Raw genomic sequence first — 21702 nt, forward strand, 5'->3', positions numbered from 1 at the left:
GAGCACCGACGACACACTGACTATGCACTCCGGAGCACCTCAATGGCAGCAGTAAGTTTCAAGAATGTACGCAAGGTATTTGGCGATACGGTGTCGATTCCCTCACTCGATCTCGATATCCGCGACGGTGAATTCGTGTGCCTGCTCGGACCTTCCGGTTGTGGCAAGACAACGACGCTGCGCATGCTTGCGGGCCTGGAGCAGCCGACGAGCGGCGCGATCCATATTGGCGGCATCGAAGTGCACGAGTTGCCGCCGGCGAAGCGCGATATTGCGATGGTGTTCCAGTCCTACGCGCTGTATCCGCATCTGACGGTTGCGGAGAACATTGTGTATCCGCTGAAAAAGCGTGGTGTTCCGAAGCAGGAGTGGCCTGCAATGCTGAACAACATTGCGCAGTTGCTGCAACTCGAACCGTTGCTCGCGAGAAAGCCGAAGCAGCTTTCGGGCGGCCAGCAGCAGCGCGTCGCGCTTGGCCGTGCGCTGATCCGCAAACCGAAGGTGTTCCTGCTGGACGAACCGCTGTCGAATCTCGACGCCAAGTTGCGCGCGCATATGCGGGCCGAGCTGATCGAGCTGCATCAGCGCATGGGTACGACGACGGTGTACGTGACGCACGACCAGCTCGAAGCAATGACCATGTCCACGCGGATCGCCGTGATGAGTGGCGGCGTGTTGCAACAATTCGGCACGCCCGATGAAATCTACTACCGGCCGGCGAACCAGTTCGTGGCCGGGTTCATCGGCACGCCTGCGATGTCCCTGATCGATGGCGACCTGCAGCGCGACGATACAGGCTTCTCGCTGCAAGCAGGCGGCGTGGCATTGCGCCTGCCGCATTCCGCGCTGCGCGCGGACGCGTCCGGCGCGGTTTCCGCCGGCATCCGGCCCGAAGACATCGTGTTGGGCCGCGGGACACTCAGCGCTCGCATCAAAGTGGTCGAGCCGACAGGCCACGAGTCCATCGTGCTGATGGATTGCGGTGGTGCATCGCTCTGTACGCGCATTGCCAGCGACGTACCGCTCGCAGCCGAGCTCCGCGCTGGCCAGAGCGTGCCGTTCGAAGTCACGCTCGCACGCCTGCACGTTTTTTCGCGCCAGAACGGCCAGCGGCTGAACCGCGACGACACCAACGTCACGTCGATCAAGCGCACGCGCGACGCAGCCTGAACATTCACATCATCAAACACGGGTCAAAAGCATGAACAGAGAAAGCGTCAACTGGTCCGGCGCCATGCCGGCAATCACCACGCCCTTCGACGACAACGGCAAGCTCGACGAACGCGAGCTCGGCGATGTCATCGAACGGCATCTGAAGCTCGGCGCGACCGGCGTGGTCGTCGGCGGCTGCACCGGCGAATTCTGGGCGATGAACACCGACGAACGCGCACGCTTGTTTGTAGCGTCGAAAGAAGTCATGGGCACGCGCGGGACGTTGATTGCAGGGACCGGCATGATCGGGGTGGAAGACACGATCGCGCTGACCCGGCAGGCGGAGAAAGCGGGATGCGATGGCGCGCTGATCCTGCCGCCGTATTTCGTCAAGCTCACCGATGACGAGATCCACGCGCACTACGCCGACGTCACTGCGCACGCCGGCTTGCCGGTGATGCTCTACAACATCCCCGGCAACGCAGTGAATTACCTGACGCCCAAACTGGTCGCGCGGCTGGGCAAGCTCGAGCGCGTTGTGGCAGTAAAGGAAAGCTCGGGTGACTGGAACAATTTCTACAGCACGTTCCTCGCGGTGCACGAAACGCTGCGGGTGTTTTGCGGACCGTCGTCGGTGTTCGGCGTTCCGGCCGTCCAGCTCGGCGCCGACGGCGTGATCGACTGCTTTCCGAATGTCTGGGATGAAGGCGGCCAGAAGCTTTTCGAGGCCGCCCGCAGCGGCGACACGCTGCTCGCCGCGCGCCTGCAGGCAACAGGGCGCCGCCTGACCGATCTTTTTACAGCCGACGGCCGCACGCTGTATCCGTCGACGAAAGCCGCCATGGATCTGCTCGGCATTCCAGGCGGCGGAAAACCACGGGCGCCGCTGCGCGCGCTGAATTCCAGCCAGCGCGATTCGCTGGCGGCGGGGTTGCGAGCCGAAGGCTTGCTCTGACCCAAACTCGCCGAAATAAAAATCCAGGAAGGAGAAAGCAATGACAGGACATCAGCCCGACGCAAATCCCTGCGGGTTTTCCGTGCAGTACGGCAAGTACATCGGTATTGGCGCCAACGGCAATCTCTGGGTCGACGGCTGCGACGTGCAAACCCTCGCCGAGACGCACGGCGCACCGCTCTACATCATTTCGGAAAACGAACTGCGTGACCGATATCGCGCGTTTCGCGATGGTTTTCTCGCGCATTATCCGCAGGTCGAGATTCTCTTCGCCAACAAGTCGAACAACGGACTCGCGATCCGCCACATCCTGAACCAGGAAGGCGCGGGCGGTGACTGCTTTGGCGTGAACGAGATGTATATCGCGCTGCTAGCCGGAACCGATCCGCAAAAGCTCGTACTCAACGGCTCGAACAAGCAGGAAGAAGAACTCGAGATGGCGATCTCGAATGGCATCTGCGTGAATATCGATGCAATGGATGAACTGGATCGCATCGATGCAATCTCGAAGCGGCTTGGCAAGAGGGCGGCTATCGGCATCCGGCTCAAGCTCGACCTGTTGCCGCTCGCGGGACGCACGGGTGTTGCCATGCACGGTCCCGGCACGCTCAAGGAACAGAGCGACTCGACCAAGTGGGGCATGACGCGCGAGCAGACCGTCGAGATCGTCAAGCGGGCGCAGCAGATGCCTGATATCGAGTTGAAGGAAACGCATTTCCACCTGAGCCGCATGTCGAACGATCCCGAAAATTTCGCGATCATGGCGCGCGAGATGATCACATGGTCCGGCTTCTTGCGCGATGAAACCGGCTGGACGCCGCCGTGCATCGACATTGGCGGCGGCTGGACCTTCGGCAAGTGGTACGGCACGGGGCCGCGCTCGCAGATCGACGACAACGCCGCACCCACGCCGGAGATCTACGGCCGTATGTGCGGCGCTGCGATCCGCGAAGAAGCGGAACGCCTGAACCTGCCGCTGCCCAAACTGCGCATTGAACCGGGCCGCGCAATTTCGGGGCCGTCCGGCGTTGCAGTTGGAAGAGTCGGCGCGATCAAGCAGGGCGCCACGAAAAAATGGGTGAACCTGGATCTTTCGACAAACCATCTTTCCTGGGCATCGGCGCTCGACTGGTACTACCACGCGGTCGCCGTGAAGGACACCGCGCGCCCGGCAACGGAGCACGTCGATCTGGTCGGTCCGCTTTGCAACTCCGATGAAGTCGGCGCCGATCGCACCATGCCCGCGCTCGCACGCGGTGATTTCGTCGCTTTCCTCGATGCCGGCGGCTACACCGAATCCGGCGCCGCGCGCTATAACGCGCAACTGTTGCCCGCGACGGTGCTGGTCGCGGGCGATACCGCCGAGGTCACGACGGTGCGCGAGCAATGGCGCGACGTTGCCGGACGCTTCAAGGTGCCGCCGCGTTTGCTTGCGGCATCGTTTGCGAAAAACGTCTGAGAAAAATCGACTTGCAACACGCCCGCGCCTGACAGCGCCGGCGCACGGAGACAACATGGATTTAGGCATCAGAGGACGCCGCGCGGTCGTATGCGGCGGTAGCAAGGGCTTGGGACTGGCGGCGGCGCGTTCGCTCGCGAGAGAGGGCGTGGACCTGACTTTGGTTGCACGATCGCAGGAAACACTCGATACCGCCGCGGGTGAACTCGTGGCAGAAACCGGCGTCAAGGTCGCGACCGTCAGCGCTGATCTCGGCACGTCCGAGGGACGCGCTGCGGTCCTGGCGCAAGCGGGCATCGTGGACATCCTGGTGGCGAATCCCGGCATCCGGCAGGTGCCCGACGACTTCCGCAAGATCACGCGCGAAGGCTGGGAGGGCTGGATGGAAGCGCATTTTTATTCGTCGCTGGAACTGATCCGCGCGGTCGTGCCGGGCATGAGCGAGCGTGGCTTCGGCCGGATCGTGAACATGTCAGTGAGCTTCATCAAGTTCCCGCAGGTCGGCTTCGGACCCAGTCACGCGGCGCGCCTTGCGCTTGCGGGCGCGATCGCCGCCATGTCGCGCGAACTGATTCCGCACAACGTGGTGATCAACAGCGTGTGCCCGGGGTTGTTCGAAACCGATGCGCTCACCACGAACCTGCACGGCCACGCGGCACGCGGCAACACGACCTATGAGGCGATTGTCGCGGATCGGCTGAAGCATTGCCCGGCTGGACGCTTTGCCGATCCGTCCGAGTGCGGCGATCTGATTGCGTTCTTGTGCAGCGCGCAGAATGGCTTCATGACTGCGCAGAATATCGTCAACGATGGTGGCGTCTACCAGGGGCTGTTCTGATGTCGAAGCATTCGGAACCTGTGCGCGGCGTGGTGATGTTGTCGGGCGCGTCACGAGGTATTGGCGCCGCCATCGCACAACGTCTCTACGATGACGGCTACACGTTGTCGCTCGGCGTGCGCGATCCGGCAGGCGTCGCGCCAGCGCTTGCAGCGGACAAGGAAAGGGTATTGATCGAACGCTATGACGCATTCGATCCGCTGTCCCCGGTCGCGTGGGTCGACGCCACACTCGCGCGCTTCGGGCGCCTCGACGCGCTGATCAACAACGCAGGCATCCTGCTCGAAATCACGCTGGATCGTGGCGACGACACCGCGCTCGACATCATGTGGGAAGTCAACGTCAAGGGTCCGTTCCGCACCATCCGCGCCGCCATGCCCGCGCTCAAGGTAAGCGGAAAAGGCCGTGTGATCAACGTGGCATCGACGGACGGCAAGCGGTATCGGCCGACGGATTCGGTGGGTTATGCCATGACCAAGCACGCAGTCATGGCGCTTACGCACGCAGCGCGTTTCGACGGCTGGGAGAGCGGCGTGCGTGCCACCGCCTTGTGTCCCGGCGCAGTGGATACAGAACTGATTGCGCGGTTTGCGAGCGCGAGTCCCGTGGCGGACCGGCTGCGCCCGGAAACTGTCGCTGATACGATTGCCTTTCTGCTGACGCTTCCCAACAATGCAACCGTGGCGGAACTCGTCCTGAACACCCGGCTCGAGTCTTCGCTTTGAGCCGGTATTACGTATGACCGACATGACCCAAACCATTGCAATTCAGTTCGACGGCGAGACGCTGCAGGCGCGGCCCGGCGAAACGCTGGCGGCGACACTTGTCGCGCATGGCATCCAGGATTTCCGTACGACGGCTTCGGGTCAGCCGCGCGGTGTGTTTTGCGGCATGGGCGTTTGCCAGGACTGTCTTGTCGAAGTGGATGGCGTGGCGAACCGGCGTGCGTGCATGACCAAGATCGTCAAGCCGATTACCGTGCGGCGCGGCGTGCATGCACGGGCGCTGCCGGTGCCGGCAAGCCCGGGCGGGTACATCGAAGCGCGTGAGCCGGAAGTGCGCGAGCCCGAATTGCTCGTGATCGGCGCGGGACCGGGCGGGTTGTCGGCAGCGCTCATGGCGCAGCGCGCCGGCGTGCGCGTGACCGTGCTCGATGAACGCAGCCAGCCCGGCGGCCAGTACTACAAGCAACTGGGTGTATCGGCATCGTCCGATGGGATTGCGCCGCCCGATGCACAACACCAGCGCGGCGCAGCCTTGATCGATGCTGCGAGCAAGGCGGGCGTCGAGATCATCCGCGATGCGCTGGTATGGGGCGCATTCGAACCGAACGAATTCATCGCGACCGTGCGCGGCCGCTCGATCCGGTTCCGGCCGCACGCAAGCGTTGTTGCAACGGGCGCGTATGAGCGCGGCTGGCAAGTGCCGGGCTGGACGCTGCCCGGCGTCATGACTACCGGCGCTGCCCAGACCCTGTGGCGTACATCGCGGCGATTGCCGGGCAAGCGCGTGTTGATCGCCGGTAACGGTCCGCTCAACCTGCAGCTCGCGGCCGAACTTGTCAGCGGCGGCGCGACAGTAGCCGCTGTCGTCGAAGCGGCGCGCGCACCCGGACTCGCGAGCATTGGATCAATCGCCACCATGGCGCTCGCCGCACCCGCGCTCGTGGTCGAAGGACTTGGCTATCAGCGCACGGTGAAGCGTCACGGCGTGCGCATCATCAACGAGACCGTGATCGAATCGATCGAGAAGACAGCGGGCGGCTTGTCCGTCACGCTGGCGCGCGTCTCGGGCATGCCGGAAGCAACACCCGCGCAAAAGATCGAGGTCGATGCCGTCTGTCTCGGCTATGGCTTCGAGCCGGCTAACGAACTGCTGCGGGCGCTAGGCTGCGCACACGACTTCGATAAACCCCTCCGCCAGCTCATCACACGCCGTGACGATCTGGGCCTGACGAGCATCGCCGGTGTGTACGCGCTCGGCGATTGCACCGGACTCGGCGGCGCGAAAGCGGCGCTCGCGGAAGGGACGATCGTGGGCGCGGCGGTGGCGGCATCGCAGGGACAGGTGCTCGACGCTTCACTCACAGCCGAGCGGGATCGCGCGATCGTTGAACTTGCCAGGCAGAGACGCTTCCAGCAAGCGCTCTGGACCGTCTATGCGAGCGCGCTGACGGCGCCCAAAGAACGCTGCGGCGACACGATAATCTGCCGCTGCGAGGAAGTCACGTTCGGGCAGCTCGATGCCGCGCTCGACGAGGGCCTCAGCACCGTCGGCGCGATCAAGCGCCGTACGCGGATCGGCATGGGACGCTGCCAGGGCCGATACTGTGCGCCAGTCCTCGATGACATCGTGTGTGCGCGCTTCGGCCGCGAACGCGACGAGATGTCGGGCTTCGCGCCGCGCGTACCGGTCAAGCCGGTATCCATAGCCGAACTCGCGGGGCATGGCGGCGAATCATGAACGTGTCCAATGCAGGTGCTTTGCCGCGTCGTCAAGTCGATGTGGCAGTGATCGGCGCGGGCATTGTCGGACTGTGCCTTGCGGGTTTCCTGGCGCAAGCCGGCCGGGATGTCGTCCTGATCGATGCAGGCGGTTCAGCCGCATCAACGGCTAACGCCGGCAGCCTTCATGTCCAGATGCAAAGCCGCTTCATGCGTCTTTTTCCGGAGCGGGTGGCGAGCTTCGAACAGCAGTTGCCGCTCTATCCCAAAGCCGTAGCGTTCTGGCGCGAGTTCGAACGCGCGATAGGCGCCGACTTCGAGATGAAGGTGTCGGGCGGCCTGATGATTGCCGAGACGCCCGAGCAGTTCGACTTTCTGGTCTCGAAGAGCAGGCGGGAGCGGGAGCTGGGCTTATCGGTGGAGTTGCTCGACCGTAACGAGCTTGGACGGATTGCGCCGTATCTCGGCGCGAGCGCCTTCGGAGCCGAATTATGCGCCGATGAAGGCAAGCTCAATCCGCTCAAATGCAACGCTCAGGTGAGGGCGTGGGCCGTGCAGATGGGCGTGACGATCGTCGACCGGTGCAAGGTCGAACGGCTGCACGCCGACGACCCGGGCTTCACGTTGACCACGCTGCTGGGCATGCTCACAGCAAGACAAGTGGCGGTTGCGGCTGGCCCGGGTGCTCGCGCGTTGATGGACAGCGTGGGCAGTTTCCTCCCTGTGGAAGCCGAGCCGCTGCATATGAACATCACCGAAGCGGCACCGCCGTTGATCATGCATCTCGTGCAGCACGCGGAACGATCGATCACGCTGAAGCAATTGTCGACGGGGCAGATCGTGATTGGCGGCGGCTGGCCCGCAAAGCTTGCTGACGGCGCGGATTTTCCGGTCGTCGATCCGGCCAGCATGATCGGCAATGTGTCGCTTGCCCAGTTCATGGTGCCGGCGCTTGTATCGCTGCAGATCATCCGGACCTGGGCCGGCATCAATTCGAAAGTCGATGGACGCGGCGTGCTGGGCGAGATGCCCGGCATACCGGGCCTGCATGCCGCCATCCCGGGGGACGCGGGTTACACGCTCGGGCCACTGACAGCGCGCATGGTCGCGGATCTGATCACCGGTCGCGATCCGGGCGTGGACATGACGCCGTATTCACCCATGCGCCTGCGTCCGGAAACATTGCGCGCTGTCATCGGCGGCGAATAAACCGTTTTCTCATCGGTGGCTGTGTATTGCGCCGCGCGACGGCCTGAGCCGCGCGGCCTCGTTCGTTACGTCAAAACCGGTGGCGCAATCCAATCCGCACGCTTGTCTGCGTGCTGGTGGTCGACGGCGTGAACAGGAAACCCTGCACCGCGTCCACGCCCGACGACGCCCGCAGGTAGGAGCCCTGCAGATAGACGTCGGTCCGCTTCGAAAACGCATAGTCGATACCGAGACTGCCTTCGTTGTAGTGGTGACCTTCGAAGGTGGAATAGAAGTAGCCGGCTGCCGCATTGAACGATGGTGTGACCTGCCACGAAGCGCCTACGTCATACGTGCGCAATGCCGATGTCCGGCCAAAGCCCTTGAACCAGACATCGGAATACGCAATCCCGTAAGTCACGGTCGACAGGACATAACTCGCGCCCAGGGTAAGCACGCTCTGGCTGTCGATCTCCAGCGGTGTGGCGGAGAACAGGTCGGTTACCTTGCCGGTTGCCGGATCGCGCGTGGCGGTGGTCTGGCCGAGGAAACTGGATACGCCCATGGAACCGTACGGGTCAATGGCGTTCGAGCCATTCGGATTGTTCATGCGGAGATAAACCGCACCGGCTGAAAACTGGCCGTGGTTGTATTGGCCGCCAGCCGACCATGCACTCTGGTCGTGCAGGCTGCCCGCAACGTTGCCGAACGAATACATCGCACCGCCTTGCAGACCATGAAAATCAGCGCTCTTGATCTTGACCACATTGTCCAGACGTTCCCAGCCCATCCGGTCCAGATCACCCTGGTGCGTGGCGTACCCGCTCGCCCATGCGCTCATTGCATAGTTCGCCGTGTAGTCGTAGACCAGGTCGTACTGTCGGCCCATCGTGATGGACGCGTAGTTGTTCTGCAATCCTACCCATGCCTGACGTCCGAATTCCCGGCCACCCTGGCGGAACTGTCCATTCAATGCGTCGAAACCGTTTTCAAGGTCGAAGATGGCCTTCAGGCCGCCGCCAAGATCTTCCGTTCCCTTGATGCCCCAGCGATTTCCCGAGGCAATCGAGTCGTCCATCTTGATGTTGTGCGCGCCGCCCTCGTTGCTGACGTAAGTGGGACCTACGTCGATCACGCCATACATTGTGACGCTGCTTTGCGCGTGTGCCAAACCCGTTGCCGCGACGCCAACGAGCGCCGCGATTCGCCTGATAGTTCTCATGCCACTCAACTCCCCTGAATTGATGATGCTGAAAATTCGGAGTACGAATCAGCCATCTCGCAGCCAATGCAAGATGTCCTCCGGCTCGTGCCTCCTGCTTACGTGGTTTGCACGTCTGGGGTCGTCACGACAGCGCGGTTCCTGGATGAAAAATGGAGCAGACGCTTTGTGACAAAACGTGCGCCATGCTAACATTCAGGCGCCATGTGAACAAAAATGATTCTGAAATTTCCAGTAAATTAAGGGAAAAAACGGAGCGGGGAGGCAGGCATCTGTGGCGTAGCTCGGACAAAACTGCCGATCGGTGCGCTTTACCAGGATTTAACGGCATGGTATGAGGTAACTGTACTGCTGAATTAACGCGTTAAATTGTGCGCATGGCGCGCACGCTTTCAAACGATTTGAATGGAGAAATACGTGAGTAAAGTTTTTCGTGGCAGCTATGGCGTGACCGTGACGCCCTTTACAGCCGACGGCAAGTCGATCGATGAAAAAGCGCTCAAGCGTTTCCTGGACTGGCAAATAGAAGCCGGTTCACCCGGCGTGATCATTCTCGGCACCACTGGGGAGTTCCTGACCATCAGCGACGAAGAGCGCACGCAATATGTAGAGGCGACGGTCAAGCATGTGGCGGGGCGCATGGATGTGCTGGTCGGCACCATGAACGCGTCGACACCGAATGCGGTTCGATACACCCGCGAAGCGGAAGCCTTGGGCGTCGACGGATTCATGATCGTCCCGCCTTATTACTACACGCCGACCGAAGACGAGATATTCGAATACTACAAGGCGATTTCCGAAGCCACGTCGCTGCCGATCATGCTTTACAACAATCCGGTCACGACCAATGTCGACATGTCGGCGAAACTCGTTGCGCGCCTGACGAAAGCGTTCGACAACATCCGCTATATCAAGGAAGCGAGCATGGACGTGGGCCGCGTCTACGATGTGATCGAAGCAACCGATGGCGTGATGAACGTATTCGCCGGCGAGCGCCCGGTCGAGAGTTTCCTGCTTGGCGCGGTGGGTTACGTGAACCCGTACGCGAACTACATTCCGGAAGCATCGACGCGCCTGTGGGACGCGCTGGTCGCCGGCGAGATGGAGGAAGCGAAGACCATCCAGAAGATGATCGCGAGCTTCGACCGGATCATTGCAGAGGGGCATCCGACGTATGGGCATCAGTGTTATTCAAAAGCGCTGGCGGCTTCGCAGGGTTATCCGGTAGGCGATGTCCGTCCGCCGCTGACCCCGTTCTCCGCACTGGGTGACGAAGGCGTGGAGCGGCGTGCGAAGATCGTTGCGATCATCGACGACATCAACGCCTATGTCGCGCAATGCGCGGCGCAAAAAGCCTGAGCTGCCGATGCACGATATCCGCCTGTTCACGCCGTTCAGCTCGCGCGGCACGACCTTCGTCAATCGTATCGTCGTCTCGCCGATGTGCCAGTACAGCGCCATTGAAGGACGTGTGAATGCGTGGCATCTCGCGCATCACGCGCGCTTCGCGCTCGGCGGTGTGGGCGGGGCAGTGATCGAAGCCACGGCCGTGGAAAGGGACGGCCGTATCAGCGAAGGCTGTCTCGGCCTCTGGGACGACAACCAGATCGAGGGTTTCGGGAAAATTGCCACGCTATACAAAGGGCAGGGGATTCCGGTTGGCGTGCAGCTCGGTCACGCCGGCCGCAAGGGCAGTTCGGCCAGTCCGTGGGATGGAGCCGGGCCGCTCGCCGGCACGTCGCCGCCGCGCGGCTGGCCGACAGTCGCGCCTTCATCGGTGGCGCACGCGAACGGATGGCCCATACCCGCGGCGCTGGACGAGAAGAGCATCGCGCGCATTGTCGCTTCGTTCGCGGCCGCTGCCAGGCGCGCTGTGAGCGCTGGGCTGGACTTTGTGGAGGTGCATGGCGCGCATGGCTATTTGCTGCACGAATTTTTGTCGCCGATTGCCAATCTCAGGACGGACCGCTACGGCGGCAGCTTCGACAATCGCGCGCGTTTCGCGCTCGAAGTTGCTCAAGCGGTCAGGCAAGCGGTGCCGGAGCACATGCCGGTGTGGTATCGCGCGTCGTGCGTGGATGAAAGCGAAGGCGGCGTCACGCTCGACGAAACCATTGAACTCGCGCGGCGTTTGAAGCGGGCGGGTATCGATCTGATCGATTGTTCCGCAGGTGGCATCCGTGGTCCGGTCGCTCGCTCCACACGGCCGGAAGCGCCCGGACACCAGGTCCCTTACGCCGAGCGTATCCGACGTGAAGCAGAGATGCCGGCCATGGCCGTAGGTCTGATCACCGACCCGCTGCAGGCAGAGAACATCTTGCGCGAAGGGTCCGCCGATCTCGTTGCGATGGCGCGAGAACTCCTGGCCGACTCGAACTTCGCGTATCGCGCGGCCCGTGCGCTTGGTCATCCTGAGCCGCATACCGTGCTGCCTGACACGTTCGCTTTTTTTCTCGCGCGGCGTAACATGCATGCATCGAATGCGCACGAACCGGCATCGACCTAGCGCTTCCTCAACTTATCTCCCGACCCGATGAACGATGTAATTGTGATCGGCGGCGGTCTTGCCGGCTGTGCGACCGCCTATTATCTGGCGCGCGACGGTGTCGCCGTCACCGTGCTCGAACGCAGTGAACTGAACACGCAGGCGTCCGGGTCGAACGCGGGCAGCCTGCACGCACAGATTCCGCACGATCCCTTTGTCAATCGCGGGCCGGAATGGGCGCGCACTTTCGCGCCGACCATCGGGCTGTTGCGTCGCTCTATCGATGTCTGGCGTGGACTGTCGGAAACACTCGATACGGACCTGGAGGTATCGCTCAAAGGCGGCCTGCTGGTCGCGACCGACGACGCGCAAATGAAGGCGATCGCGGCGAAGGCCGGGATCGAGCGCTCGCAAGGGCTCGACGTGCGCCTGCTCGATCGCGCGGATGTCCGGACGCTCGCGCCGTATCTCTCCAATGCAATAGTCGGCGGCGCGTTTTGTCCCGACGAAGGCAAGGCGAGCCCGCTCGCCGCCACGCTTGCGTATGCCCGCGGCGCGCGAGCGCTTGGCGTCAGGTTCGAGCGTCATTGCGCGGTGACGGGCATGACCGAAACACGCGATGGCTTCGAGTTATCGACCAGCACAGGCGTTCATCGCGCAAAGCGTGTGGTCAACGCAGCCGGCGCCGACGCTGGCAGGGTCGCGGCAATGCTCGGCATAGAAATCGATGTGCAGGGTTTCGCGATCCAGGTTGCGGTCACGGAGCGCGTGGCGCCGTTGATCCCGCATCTGGTTTATTCGGCCGGCGACAAGCTCACGCTGAAACAGAATCAGGCGGGTTCGATCCTGATTGGCGGCGGCTGGCCGGCGCGCTGGCATAGCCGCGGTCATCCATCCACCGACCCCGACTCGCTCGAACGCAACATGAAGGTGGCGCTTGCCGCCGTGCCTGCGCTCGGTGCGTTGCGGGTGATCCGCACCTGGGCGGCGATCGTCAATGGCACGGATGACTGGAAGCCGATCCTGGGCGAAGTGCCGGGCACGCCCGGCTTCTTCATCAACTTCTTCCCGTGGATGGGCTTCACCGCCGGGCCGGCGGTGGCGCAGATCATCGCGAGTCTGGTGCAGGGCAAGCCCGCACCGCTCGACGTGGATCTCTCGCCGTTCCTGCTGGCGAGCGTCTGACAGCGCGAGTCAGTGGTGCCGCAGGATCTTGCCGACGAAGTCCCGTGTCCGGGCTTCGCTCGCGTTGCCGAAAATCTTGTCCGGCGTACCGATCTCGACAACCTGTCCCTTGTCCATCATCACCACGCGCGTGGATACCTCGCGCACGAACGACATCTCGTGCGACACCAGCAGCATGGTGATGCCCTCGCCGGCGAGCGTTCGCACGGTATCGAGCACTTCGTTCACGAGCTCGGGATCGAGCGCGGCGGTGATTTCATCGAGCAGGAGAAGTTCGGGCTTGAGCGCCAGCGCTCTTGCGATAGCCACGCGCTGTTGCTGCCCGCCCGAGAGTTCATCGGGATAACTCTTGTGCTTTTCCGCGAGCCCGACACGGCGCAGCAATTCCTTCGCCTCGGTCTCGACCTGATCGCGCGGCCGCTTCTTGATCTTGATGGGCGAGATGGTCACGTTCCCCAGCACGTCCATGTTCTGGAACAGGTTGTACTGCTGGAACACGATCGCCATCTTGTCGCGTGCGGCGCGCACGCTTTTGCGCGATGAATAGTCGAGCGGTTCATCGTCGAGCACGACGCGCCCGGCGGTCGGCGGCATCAGGCCTACCAGCGTGCGCAACAGCGTGCTCTTACCCGATCCGGAAGGGCCGATCAGGCTGATCACTTCGCCCCGTTCAACCGAGAGTGTGATGTCGCGCAGAACCTGTTGCTGAGCGTACGCGCTTGAGAGTTTTTCGACTGCGAGGTGTGGCAAGGCGATTCTCCAGATGAGCACCCAGACGGCTGAGCGGGTAAGACAGGATGAAATAGGCGGCCAGCACGGCGCCATACACCAGGAAGGGCGAGAAGCCGCGGTTCATCAGGACCTTGCCCGTGAACGTCAGCTCGACAACACCCATTTGCGACGCCAGCGACGTGTCCTTGATGAACATCACCATGAACGCGAATGCGGGCGGCAAGATCACTTTCCATGATTGCGGCAGCAACACCAGGAACAGCGTGCGCGCGAAGCCGAAATTCATCACCTCGGCGGCCTCGATCTGCTGGCGCGGCACCGATTCAAGTCCGGCGCGGATCACCTCGGACAAAAACGCGGTCGCCACGATGCAGATCGACACGGTTGCGATGGTGAACAACGAGATGTCCGAGCCGAAGCCCTGCAGCGCGAACATCACGATGAACAGGTTGACCAGGAACGGGATGCGGCGAAACACCTCCACGAGCACGGTCAGCACGAAGCGCACGGGCGCGAGCACACGGGCCTTGGTGATGCGCGTCACCGCGATCACCGTACCAAGCACAATGCCGACGCCGCAACCGAGGGCGGTCATCGCAAGCGTGCGGCCCATGGCTTCGAGCAGGAACTCGAAGGTGAAGCGGGTAAAGAACGTAGGAAACTGCGCAATGATCTGTTCGAGCATCAGAAGATCCTCGCTTTGACGCGAAAGGCGTAGCGTCCGGTCAACGCGAGCGCGATCGACGCAACGAAGGTGAGCGCTACGTACATGGCGGCCACGACCGAAAAGGTTTCGATGGTGCGCATGTTGGCGCTGGAGATATTGATTGCGCGGCCCGTGAGTTCTTCAACGCCGAAGATCGCACCGATCGAGCTGCCCAGCACCAGCCAGACAAAGAAGTTACATAACGGCGCGTAGATGGTCTTCGCCACATGCGGCAGGATCACGTAGCGCAGCATCTGCAGGTGCGACATGCCGAGCGTCTCGGCTGTCTCCATCTCCGAGGTGCGTACCGAGCTGATGCCTGAGCGCAGGATATCGGTGAGATAGGCGCCTGAGTTGAGGGTCAGGCCGATCAGCACAGCGGTCATCGGCGAGAGCGTGATGCCGGCGTCAGGCAGCGCGTAGAAGAGGAAGAAGATCTGGACGAGCGCGGGCGTATTGGTCAGCAGAACAACATAAGTGCCGACCAGCCGCCGCACAATGCCGCCGCCATGCAGCTTGCCGAGCGCACCGGCCAGGCCGATCGTGCAACCAAGCCAGAACGAGATGAACGCGATCTCGAGCGTCAGCACCGCGCCGGCCGCAAGATATGGCAACTGGCGCAGCACATCGGCGTATTGAAGGGTGTAAGTCATGGCCGTCCGCATCAAATGACGACGTGCCCGAACAGGCACGCGAAGTCATGGAGTGCCGGGCGCATCAGAAACGAGCGTCCGGGTAAGGCTCAGAAGTAAGGGTTGGCGACGATCGGCTTTTGCATCGGCGTGCCATACGCCTTCTGCCACGTGTCATTGACGAAGCCCGACGAATGCATGTCGTACAGCAATACGTTCAGGTAGTCCTTCAATGTGGAGTTGCCCTTCGAAACGCCGATGCTGTCGTAGTTGACGAAGATCGGATCGTTCAGCGTGCGCCACTTGATGTTCGGATAATTCTTCGTGAAGTTCTGGAAGAAGTCGATGTTCTCGACGATCGCATCGCCACGTCCCTGTGCGACGGCGCGAACGGTATCCGCAATCGATTCAACCAGCAGCATCTTCGCTTTCGGCAGCTTGTCCTTCACGTAATCGACCGACCAGTTGCCGCGCATGTCGACCAGGGTCACCGAAGGCGAATTCAGGTCCGTCCACTTTGCGGCCTTGAGCTTGTCGGTGGTCAGCACGGACATCGACTCGGTGTGCAGCGGCACGGTGAAATCGATCAACTGTGCGCGCTCGGCGGAACGCGTCAACGCACCCAGCGAGATGTCGATGCGGTCGGACACGAGGAACGGCACGCGTTGCGCGGCTTCTGTGGGCACGAACTCGGCCTTGATGTTCAGCGCGCTGGCGATCTTGTTGCCCACGTCGATATCGAAACCGGCCAGTTGATTGGTCGCGTTGTACGAGCTCATGGGCGGAAAGTTCGGGTTCACGCCAATGCGAATGGTGCCGCTCTTGATGACCTGATCGAGCGTGCGGGCTTCGGTGACTTGCGAGGTCACCGTCGCGAGAACCGCTGCCAGCACGAGGAATACTGCTCTAAGCATTGCGAACTCTCCAGAAAGGGCAAAGGGGGGAACCGGGTTGGCGCGGCTTGATCGTCAGTCCGAGCAAAAATTGTCGCTTCATCAAAAAACGATGTCAAAGAAAATGTGCGCGAGGCGCACTTATGTTCTCAAATTAAACGCCATTTGGTGTCATCGCACGTAGCTGGCGCCGTTCACGTCCAGCGTCGCTCCGCTCAGGTGCCGTACCTTGCCGCTTGCAAGAAACGCCACCAGGCTGCCGATGTCGTCGGGCGGCACCCATTCGCCCATCGCGAGGGTGGCGGTGATCCGGTCCTCGCCGCCTTGCGTCGCAGCGAACGCTTCGGACATCTGCGTGCGCACGACGCCGGGCGCCACGATGTAAGCCAGCACGCCGTCGCGTGCGTGCGCGCGGGCGACCGTCTGAGTCATCGAACGCACGGCGGCTTTTGATGCTGCGTAGGCAATCGTGTCGGGATTGGTCACGCCGCGCTGGGCAGCCCAGCTCGAGATGGTGACGAGCACGCCGCCACGCTGGGCGAGGAAGTGCTTGACGGCGCGCCGGATCAGGCGCGCGGGCGCAAGCACGTTGACGGCGAGCGTCTCGTCCCAGACGGCGTCCCACGTGGTGTCATCGGCCTCAAAGCCTCCATGCCACAGCATGATGGCCGCGTTGTTCACATAGACATCGATCCGCCCGCGGCACGCCTGGGCCGCATCCCACATGCCTTCCACGGCCGTCAGGTCCTTTAGATCGGCCTGCACGAAATGCTTGCGGGAGGCGGGCACGCTGGCCAGCGCGTGTTCGGCGCCTGCCCGATCCTGACCGTAATGCGCAATGACGTGCGCGCCGGCTTCGCCGAGCGCAGCAGCGATCGCCGCACCAATTCCTTTCGACGCACCCGTGACGAGCACCGTCTTGTTTTCCAGACTGAACATGGCTGATTTGGCTTGAGAGGAGGAAGGGTTATTGCAGGCCGGCATCGACGGGAAGCAGCACACCGGTGATGCCGCTGGCCAGATCCGATGCGAGGAACAGCGCGGCTTTCGCAACTTCGTCCGTGCTTGCAAGACGGCGCAGCGCGTTGCCGTTCGCTAGGTCGTGCAGGGCGGTATCAGCGGGCACACCACCCGCGCTTGCGCGATGCCGGATGCGCTCGGGCAGCGCGTCAGTTGCAATGGGACCCGGCGCGAGCGCGTTGACCCGCACGCCTTGCGGGCCGAGATCGCGCGCGGCGGAGCGGACAATGCCGAGCACGGCGTGCTTGGATGCGGTGTAGAGCATCTGGCGGCCATGAGCGGCATACGCATTGATCGATGCCATCACGACAATCGCGCCTTGTGTCTCGCCCAGCGCGGGCGCCGTCTTGGCGATCGTGAGTGCGGCGCCGCGTGCATTGACCGCCATCACGCGGTCCCATTCGTCGAAATCGAGGTCTTCAGTGGCGCGCCAGCCGGGCACGATGCCGGCGTTCGCTATCACGATATCGATCTTGCCGAAACGCTCGAGCGTCGCCGCCACGCAGGCGCTGACACTCGTTTCGGAACTCACGTCGCAGTCGATGGCTATCATGCCGTGCGGCGGCTCCAGGCGCGCCGGCGAGGGCAGGTCGGCCACGACGCCGACCGCGCCCTGACCGGCGAACATCGAGGCGATGGCGTGACCCAGACCGCGTCCGCCTCCCGTGACCACTACGACCTTGCCCTTCAATGACAACTGCATGAACGATGGCTCCGATGGTTACGTCTCGCGACGGCGCATCGATATTAGCGCACAAAAGTTCGCCATGTAAACAACGTGTCATTAAAACTTGACAGTGATTCGGCGGAAGCGCAAAAAAAACGGCACGCAATGCGTGCCGTTTCAAGAAGTCGCAAGCCGGGCGAATCAGGCCTGTAACGCTCGCGTAATATCTTTCGACGCTTCCAGCATGGCCGACAGAATCCTCGAACTGATATCTTGCGGCGTGACTCGCTCAGCGGGACAGCAGACATTCAGCGCGGCGACCACCTTGCCGTCGCGGTCGCGAATGGGCACTGAAATCGAGCGCAGGCTGATCTCGAGTTCCTGGTCCACGATCGACCATCCGCGCAAGCGCGTTTCCTCCACCAGCTCTCGAAGCTTGACCTTCGAGGTCACCGTATTGGGCGTGAATTTCTGCAGCTTCGCGCTTTCCAGATAATGGTGAAATTCGACATCCGGCAGCGCCGCCAGCAGGACGCGCCCGGTCGACACGCAATGCGCGGGCGTGCGACTGCCGATGGAAATGCCTACGTTCATGATCCGGTTCGAAGCAGCCCGCGCCACGTAGATCACGGAATCGCCATCCAGCACCGCGGCGAAACACGACTCCTGCACGTTCGCGGAGAGCGCGTTCATGATCGGTTGCGCGATGTCCCAGATGTTCATGGACGATAACGCCGAAAAACCGATCTCCAGGATCTTGGGCTTGAGGTTGAAGTACTTGCCGTCGGTTTCGGCATAACCTTCACGCACGAGCGTCAGGAGAAACCGCCGTACCGTGGCGCGTGTCATGCCGCTTGCCTCGGCCACCTCGCTAAGGGTGCGCCGCGGCGTGTGCCGGTTGAACACTTTGATGACTTCAAGGCCCCGTGCAAACGAGCCGACGTAGTCGCGATCGCGTACTTCGTCGTCGTCCTCCAGGGCCGTCTCGTACGCGGCCATATGTTTTCCTTTTACATGAGCGCAGTGGGCGCATGGCGCACAAAACCTGCAACTTGCAAAGTTTATCAGCAGATTTCCGCGATGCACACATATTTGAGTTCAGTGAACTCTTCAATGCCGTGCTTCGATCCTTCGCGCCCGACGCCCGATGCCTTGACCCCGCCAAAGGGCGCGCCCTCAAACGATGTAGCGCCGGTATTGACTCCCACGATCCCGCATTCCAGCGCCTCGCTGACCCGCCAGACCCGCGCATTGTCACGCGTGAAAAAGTAGGCGGCGAGACCAAATTCAGTGTTGTTGGCAGCGGCAACGGCTTCGGCTTCCGAGTCGAAGCGGAACACCGGCGCGACGGGCCCAAAAGTTTCCTCGATGGCGATCTTCATCGACTGGGTGACGTCGGTCAGAACCGTGGGCTCGAAGAAGGACCGCCCGAGCGCATGGCGTTTGCCGCCAGCCACGACCTTGGCGCCTTGCGCCAGCGCATCGCTGATGTGTTCCTCGACCTTGGCCACTGCCTGGTCATCGATCAGCGGCCCCTGGGTCACGCCGTCGGCGAAACCGTCGCCTACCTTCAGCGCATTCACGGCCTTCGCGAGCGCTTCCACATACCGGTCGTGAATGCCCGATTGCACGTAGATCCGGTTCGCGCACACGCACGTCTGGCCCATGTTGCGAAACTTCGATGCAATCGTGCCGGCCACCGCGACGTCTATGTCGGCGTCGTCGAAGACGATCAGCGGCGCGTTGCCGCCTAGTTCCATCGCGACCTTCTTGATCGTGCCCGACGCCTTTTGCATCAGGGACCGGCCGACTTCCGTGGAACCCGTGAAGGTGAGCTTGCGCACGAGCGGATGCGTGGCGAGTTCGTCACCCACCTCCGACGCCGCGCCCGTCATCACGCTGAACACGCCAGCCGGCAACCCGGCGCGTTGCGCGAGTTCGGCCAGTGCGAGCGCGGAAAAAGGCGTTGCGCTCGCGGGTTTGAGCACCATCGTGCAGCCGGCCGCGAGTGCGGGTGCGGCTTTGCGGGGGATCATCGCCATCGGGAAATTCCAGGGCGTGATCGCCGCGCATACGCCGATCGGCTGGCGCAGCACGAGCATGCGGCGTCCGGCAACCGGTGCCTGCAGCACTTCGCCGTGCACGCGCTTCGCGTCCTCGGCGTACCACTCGAAGAATGCGGCGCCGTAAAGAATCTCACCGCGCGCCTCTGCGAGCGGCTTGCCTTGCTCTGCAGTGAGAATCCGCGCCAGATCGTCCACGTGAGTGACGATCAGATCGAACCAGCGTTTAATTATTTGCGAACGTTCTGCCGCAGGGCGTGCGCTCCATGCGGGCAGTGCATGATGCGCTTTTTCAATTGCCGTTGCGGTCATCTCACGGCTGGCTTTCGGGACTTTCCCCACCAGCGCGCCGGTCGCAGGATTGTTAACATCGATAAAACCCTTGTCTGTGTTGGCAATCCACTCGCCGTTTAAAAACAGCGCCTGCTTGAGAAGGGTCGGGTCGTTGAGTTGCAGCATCGTTGATTTTCTCCTGTTTGGGCTTCGACACATTTTCGATTCGTTGATTTATGTTCTCATATCGCCCAAAATGACGCAATGCGCACAAATGTGCGTCCGGTGCCGTCATTGAAGCACCGCAAATGCGTTGCCAACCTGGAGAATGTTCATGAGTTTCCCCGTCGCGGGCCAAGCGCCCGATCTCAACGATCTGGACCGGCAGTTCTTCTTCCATCCGTTTACGGCGCTGAGCGATCACGAGCGCAACGGGCCGCTCGTGATGGTGAAAGGCGAGGGCGTGTGGCTGGAGGACAATCGCGGGGAGCGTTACATCGATTCAATGGCGGGATTGTGGTGCGTCAACATTGGCTACGGACGCCGGGAAATCGCCGACGCCATGCATGCGCAGGCGCTGAAGCTGCCGTACTACCATACGTTCGCATCGATGTCGACGGACCTCCCGATCCTGCTCTCGCAGAAGCTGATCGAGATGTCGCCGGTACCCATGTCCAAGGTTTTCTTCGGCAATTCGGGTTCGGACGCGAACGATACCCAGGTCAAGCTCGTCTGGTATTACAACAACGCCCGGGGCCTGCCGCTCAAGAAAAAGATCATCGCGCGCAGGCGTGGTTATCACGGCGTGACCGTCGTGACGGCGGGCATGACCGGCTTGCCCGGACTGCATAATGGCTTCGACCTGCCGCTGTCTTTCATCAAGCACACCACCGCACCGCATAGGCTGTGGGAAGCCGAGCCGGGTCAGAGCGACGCCGAGTTTGTCGCAAAACTCGCGAACGACCTGGAGCAACTGATCCTTGCCGAAGGTCCCGAAACGGTCGGCGCCATGATCATGGAGCCGGTGATGGGCGCAGGCGGCGTGATCGTGCCGCCGGCCGGCTACTATCCGGCCATCCAGAAGATCCTCGACAAATACGACATCCTGCTGATCGCCGACGAAGTGATCTGTGGCTTTGGCCGTCTGGGCACGATGTTCGGCACCGAGGCAATGGGCATGAAGCCCGACCTGATCACGGTTGCGAAGGGGGTGACATCGGCGTACGTGCCTTTGTCGGCGAGCCTGGTGTCGGAGAAAGTGTGGCAGGGCATCCGGGCCGGCAGCGACAAGCTCGGCGTGTTCGGCCACGGCTTCACGTACAGCGGCCATCCGGTCGCGGCGGCGGCGGCACTTGCGAACCTAAAGCTTATCGAAGATGAAAACCTGGTCGCGCAAGCCGGCGCGCGCGGCGAAGTAATGCACAAGCACTTGCGGGAGGCGTTTGCAAACCATCCGGCAGTGGGCGACGTGCGCGGCTTCGGGCTGATCGGCGCGGTCGAGTTTGTTGCCGAGCGAAATCCGGCGAAGCGCTTCGATCCTGCGTTGAAAGTGGGCGTGCGGGTCGCAAAGGCAGCGCTTGCGAACGGGTTGATCACGCGAGGTTTGCCGGACGGCGATTCGATCGCGTTCTCGCCGCCGTTCGTCATCTCGGAAGAAGAGATCGTCGAGATGGTGAAGCGCGCGAAGATCTCGGTGGACACTGTGTTCGCCGAGCTCAAGGCAGAAGGGCACTGGAAGGGCTGACGCTCCAGCATCTCCGCCGCTCACGGGCAGCGGAGATGCTCACG

At 62.2% G+C, this 21702-nt stretch carries 20 protein-coding genes; 11 read left to right on the plus strand and 9 right to left on the minus strand.

The window, feature by feature from the left end:
• The first annotated feature begins 42 nt into the window (after positions 1 to 42).
• The 7 genes from AXG89_RS37990 to AXG89_RS38020 are packed head-to-tail and all read left to right on the plus strand — an operon-like array spanning position 43 to position 8057.
• Complete coding sequence (locus AXG89_RS37990; protein WP_075360274.1) at positions 43 to 1170, plus strand: ABC transporter ATP-binding protein; 1128 nt, start codon at positions 43 to 45, stop codon at positions 1168 to 1170.
• A 31-nt stretch (positions 1171 to 1201) separates the two neighbouring features.
• Positions 1202 to 2107, plus strand: a complete 906-nt coding sequence (locus tag AXG89_RS37995; RefSeq protein ID WP_075360275.1) for a dihydrodipicolinate synthase family protein — start codon at positions 1202 to 1204, stop codon at positions 2105 to 2107.
• Positions 2108 to 2147: 40 nt separating this feature from the next.
• A complete protein-coding gene (locus tag AXG89_RS38000) occupies positions 2148 to 3566 on the plus strand; it encodes a diaminopimelate decarboxylase family protein (RefSeq protein ID WP_075360276.1) in 1419 nt (472 codons plus the stop codon).
• Positions 3567 to 3621: 55 nt separating this feature from the next.
• The gene (locus AXG89_RS38005) at positions 3622 to 4404 is read left to right on the plus strand and encodes an SDR family oxidoreductase (RefSeq protein WP_075360381.1); all 783 of its coding nucleotides are present in this window, start codon (positions 3622 to 3624) and stop codon (positions 4402 to 4404) included.
• A complete protein-coding gene (locus AXG89_RS38010) occupies positions 4404 to 5129 on the plus strand; it encodes an SDR family NAD(P)-dependent oxidoreductase (RefSeq protein WP_075360277.1) in 726 nt (241 codons plus the stop codon). Before AXG89_RS38005 ends, AXG89_RS38010 begins: the two co-directional genes overlap by 1 nt.
• 13 nt (positions 5130 to 5142) lie before the next feature.
• Complete coding sequence (locus AXG89_RS38015) at positions 5143 to 6867, plus strand: FAD-dependent oxidoreductase (RefSeq protein ID WP_083638125.1); 1725 nt, start codon at positions 5143 to 5145, stop codon at positions 6865 to 6867.
• Positions 6864 to 8057 (plus strand): NAD(P)/FAD-dependent oxidoreductase, encoded by a 1194-nt coding sequence (locus tag AXG89_RS38020; RefSeq protein WP_083638126.1) that lies wholly within the window; start codon positions 6864 to 6866, stop codon positions 8055 to 8057. The genes AXG89_RS38015 and AXG89_RS38020 overlap by 4 nt, the downstream gene beginning before the upstream one ends.
• A gap of 70 nt (positions 8058 to 8127) precedes the next feature.
• On the opposite strand, the gene AXG89_RS38025 is transcribed toward AXG89_RS38020, so the two are convergent.
• Entirely contained in the window at positions 8128 to 9258 is a 1131-nt protein-coding gene (locus AXG89_RS38025; protein WP_075360278.1) for a porin, read from the minus strand.
• A 417-nt stretch (positions 9259 to 9675) separates the two neighbouring features.
• Here AXG89_RS38025 and AXG89_RS38030 point away from each other — a divergent pair, with 417 nt between their 5' ends.
• The 3 genes from AXG89_RS38030 to AXG89_RS38040 are packed head-to-tail and all read left to right on the plus strand — an operon-like array spanning position 9676 to position 12928.
• Entirely contained in the window at positions 9676 to 10617 is a 942-nt protein-coding gene (locus AXG89_RS38030) for a dihydrodipicolinate synthase family protein (protein WP_162916236.1), read from the plus strand.
• Positions 10618 to 10624: 7 nt separating this feature from the next.
• Positions 10625 to 11764 (plus strand): NADH:flavin oxidoreductase/NADH oxidase, encoded by a 1140-nt coding sequence (locus tag AXG89_RS38035; protein WP_075360382.1) that lies wholly within the window; start codon positions 10625 to 10627, stop codon positions 11762 to 11764.
• 27 nt (positions 11765 to 11791) lie between these two features.
• The gene (locus AXG89_RS38040) at positions 11792 to 12928 is read left to right on the plus strand and encodes an NAD(P)/FAD-dependent oxidoreductase (RefSeq protein ID WP_075360280.1); all 1137 of its coding nucleotides are present in this window, start codon (positions 11792 to 11794) and stop codon (positions 12926 to 12928) included.
• A 9-nt stretch (positions 12929 to 12937) separates the two neighbouring features.
• On the opposite strand, the gene AXG89_RS38045 is transcribed toward AXG89_RS38040, so the two are convergent.
• The 8 genes from AXG89_RS38045 to AXG89_RS38080 form a co-directional block, all read right to left on the minus strand.
• Complete coding sequence (locus tag AXG89_RS38045) at positions 12938 to 13678, minus strand: amino acid ABC transporter ATP-binding protein (protein WP_075360281.1); 741 nt, start codon at positions 13676 to 13678, stop codon at positions 12938 to 12940.
• Entirely contained in the window at positions 13599 to 14345 is a 747-nt protein-coding gene (locus tag AXG89_RS38050; protein WP_075360282.1) for an amino acid ABC transporter permease, read from the minus strand. The genes AXG89_RS38045 and AXG89_RS38050 overlap by 80 nt, the downstream gene beginning before the upstream one ends.
• A complete protein-coding gene (locus AXG89_RS38055) occupies positions 14345 to 15019 on the minus strand; it encodes an amino acid ABC transporter permease (RefSeq protein ID WP_075360283.1) in 675 nt (224 codons plus the stop codon). The genes AXG89_RS38050 and AXG89_RS38055 overlap by 1 nt, the downstream gene beginning before the upstream one ends.
• Before the next feature lie 89 nt (positions 15020 to 15108).
• Entirely contained in the window at positions 15109 to 15912 is an 804-nt protein-coding gene (locus tag AXG89_RS38060; protein WP_075360284.1) for a transporter substrate-binding domain-containing protein, read from the minus strand.
• Positions 15913 to 16062: 150 nt separating this feature from the next.
• Positions 16063 to 16830 (minus strand): SDR family NAD(P)-dependent oxidoreductase, encoded by a 768-nt coding sequence (locus tag AXG89_RS38065; RefSeq protein WP_075360285.1) that lies wholly within the window; start codon positions 16828 to 16830, stop codon positions 16063 to 16065.
• 28 nt (positions 16831 to 16858) lie between these two features.
• Positions 16859 to 17614 carry an SDR family oxidoreductase gene (locus tag AXG89_RS38070; protein WP_119024803.1) on the minus strand — a complete coding sequence of 252 codons (756 nt, stop codon included), beginning with the start codon at positions 17612 to 17614 and terminating at the stop codon, positions 16859 to 16861.
• Positions 17615 to 17779: 165 nt separating this feature from the next.
• Positions 17780 to 18577: an IclR family transcriptional regulator domain-containing protein gene (locus AXG89_RS38075; protein ID WP_075360287.1), complete on the minus strand. Its 798-nt coding sequence runs from the start codon at positions 18575 to 18577 to the stop codon at positions 17780 to 17782.
• A gap of 65 nt (positions 18578 to 18642) precedes the next feature.
• Positions 18643 to 20100: an NAD-dependent succinate-semialdehyde dehydrogenase gene (locus AXG89_RS38080; protein ID WP_075360288.1), complete on the minus strand. Its 1458-nt coding sequence runs from the start codon at positions 20098 to 20100 to the stop codon at positions 18643 to 18645.
• Between the two features lie 148 nt (positions 20101 to 20248).
• Here AXG89_RS38080 and AXG89_RS38085 point away from each other — a divergent pair, with 148 nt between their 5' ends.
• Positions 20249 to 21658, plus strand: a complete 1410-nt coding sequence (locus tag AXG89_RS38085) for an aminotransferase (RefSeq protein WP_119024804.1) — start codon at positions 20249 to 20251, stop codon at positions 21656 to 21658.
• The last annotated feature ends 44 nt before the right edge of the window (positions 21659 to 21702 follow it).

The sequence above is a fragment of the Burkholderia sp. PAMC 26561 genome, assembly GCF_001557535.2.
Lineage (GTDB): Bacteria > Pseudomonadota > Gammaproteobacteria > Burkholderiales > Burkholderiaceae > Caballeronia.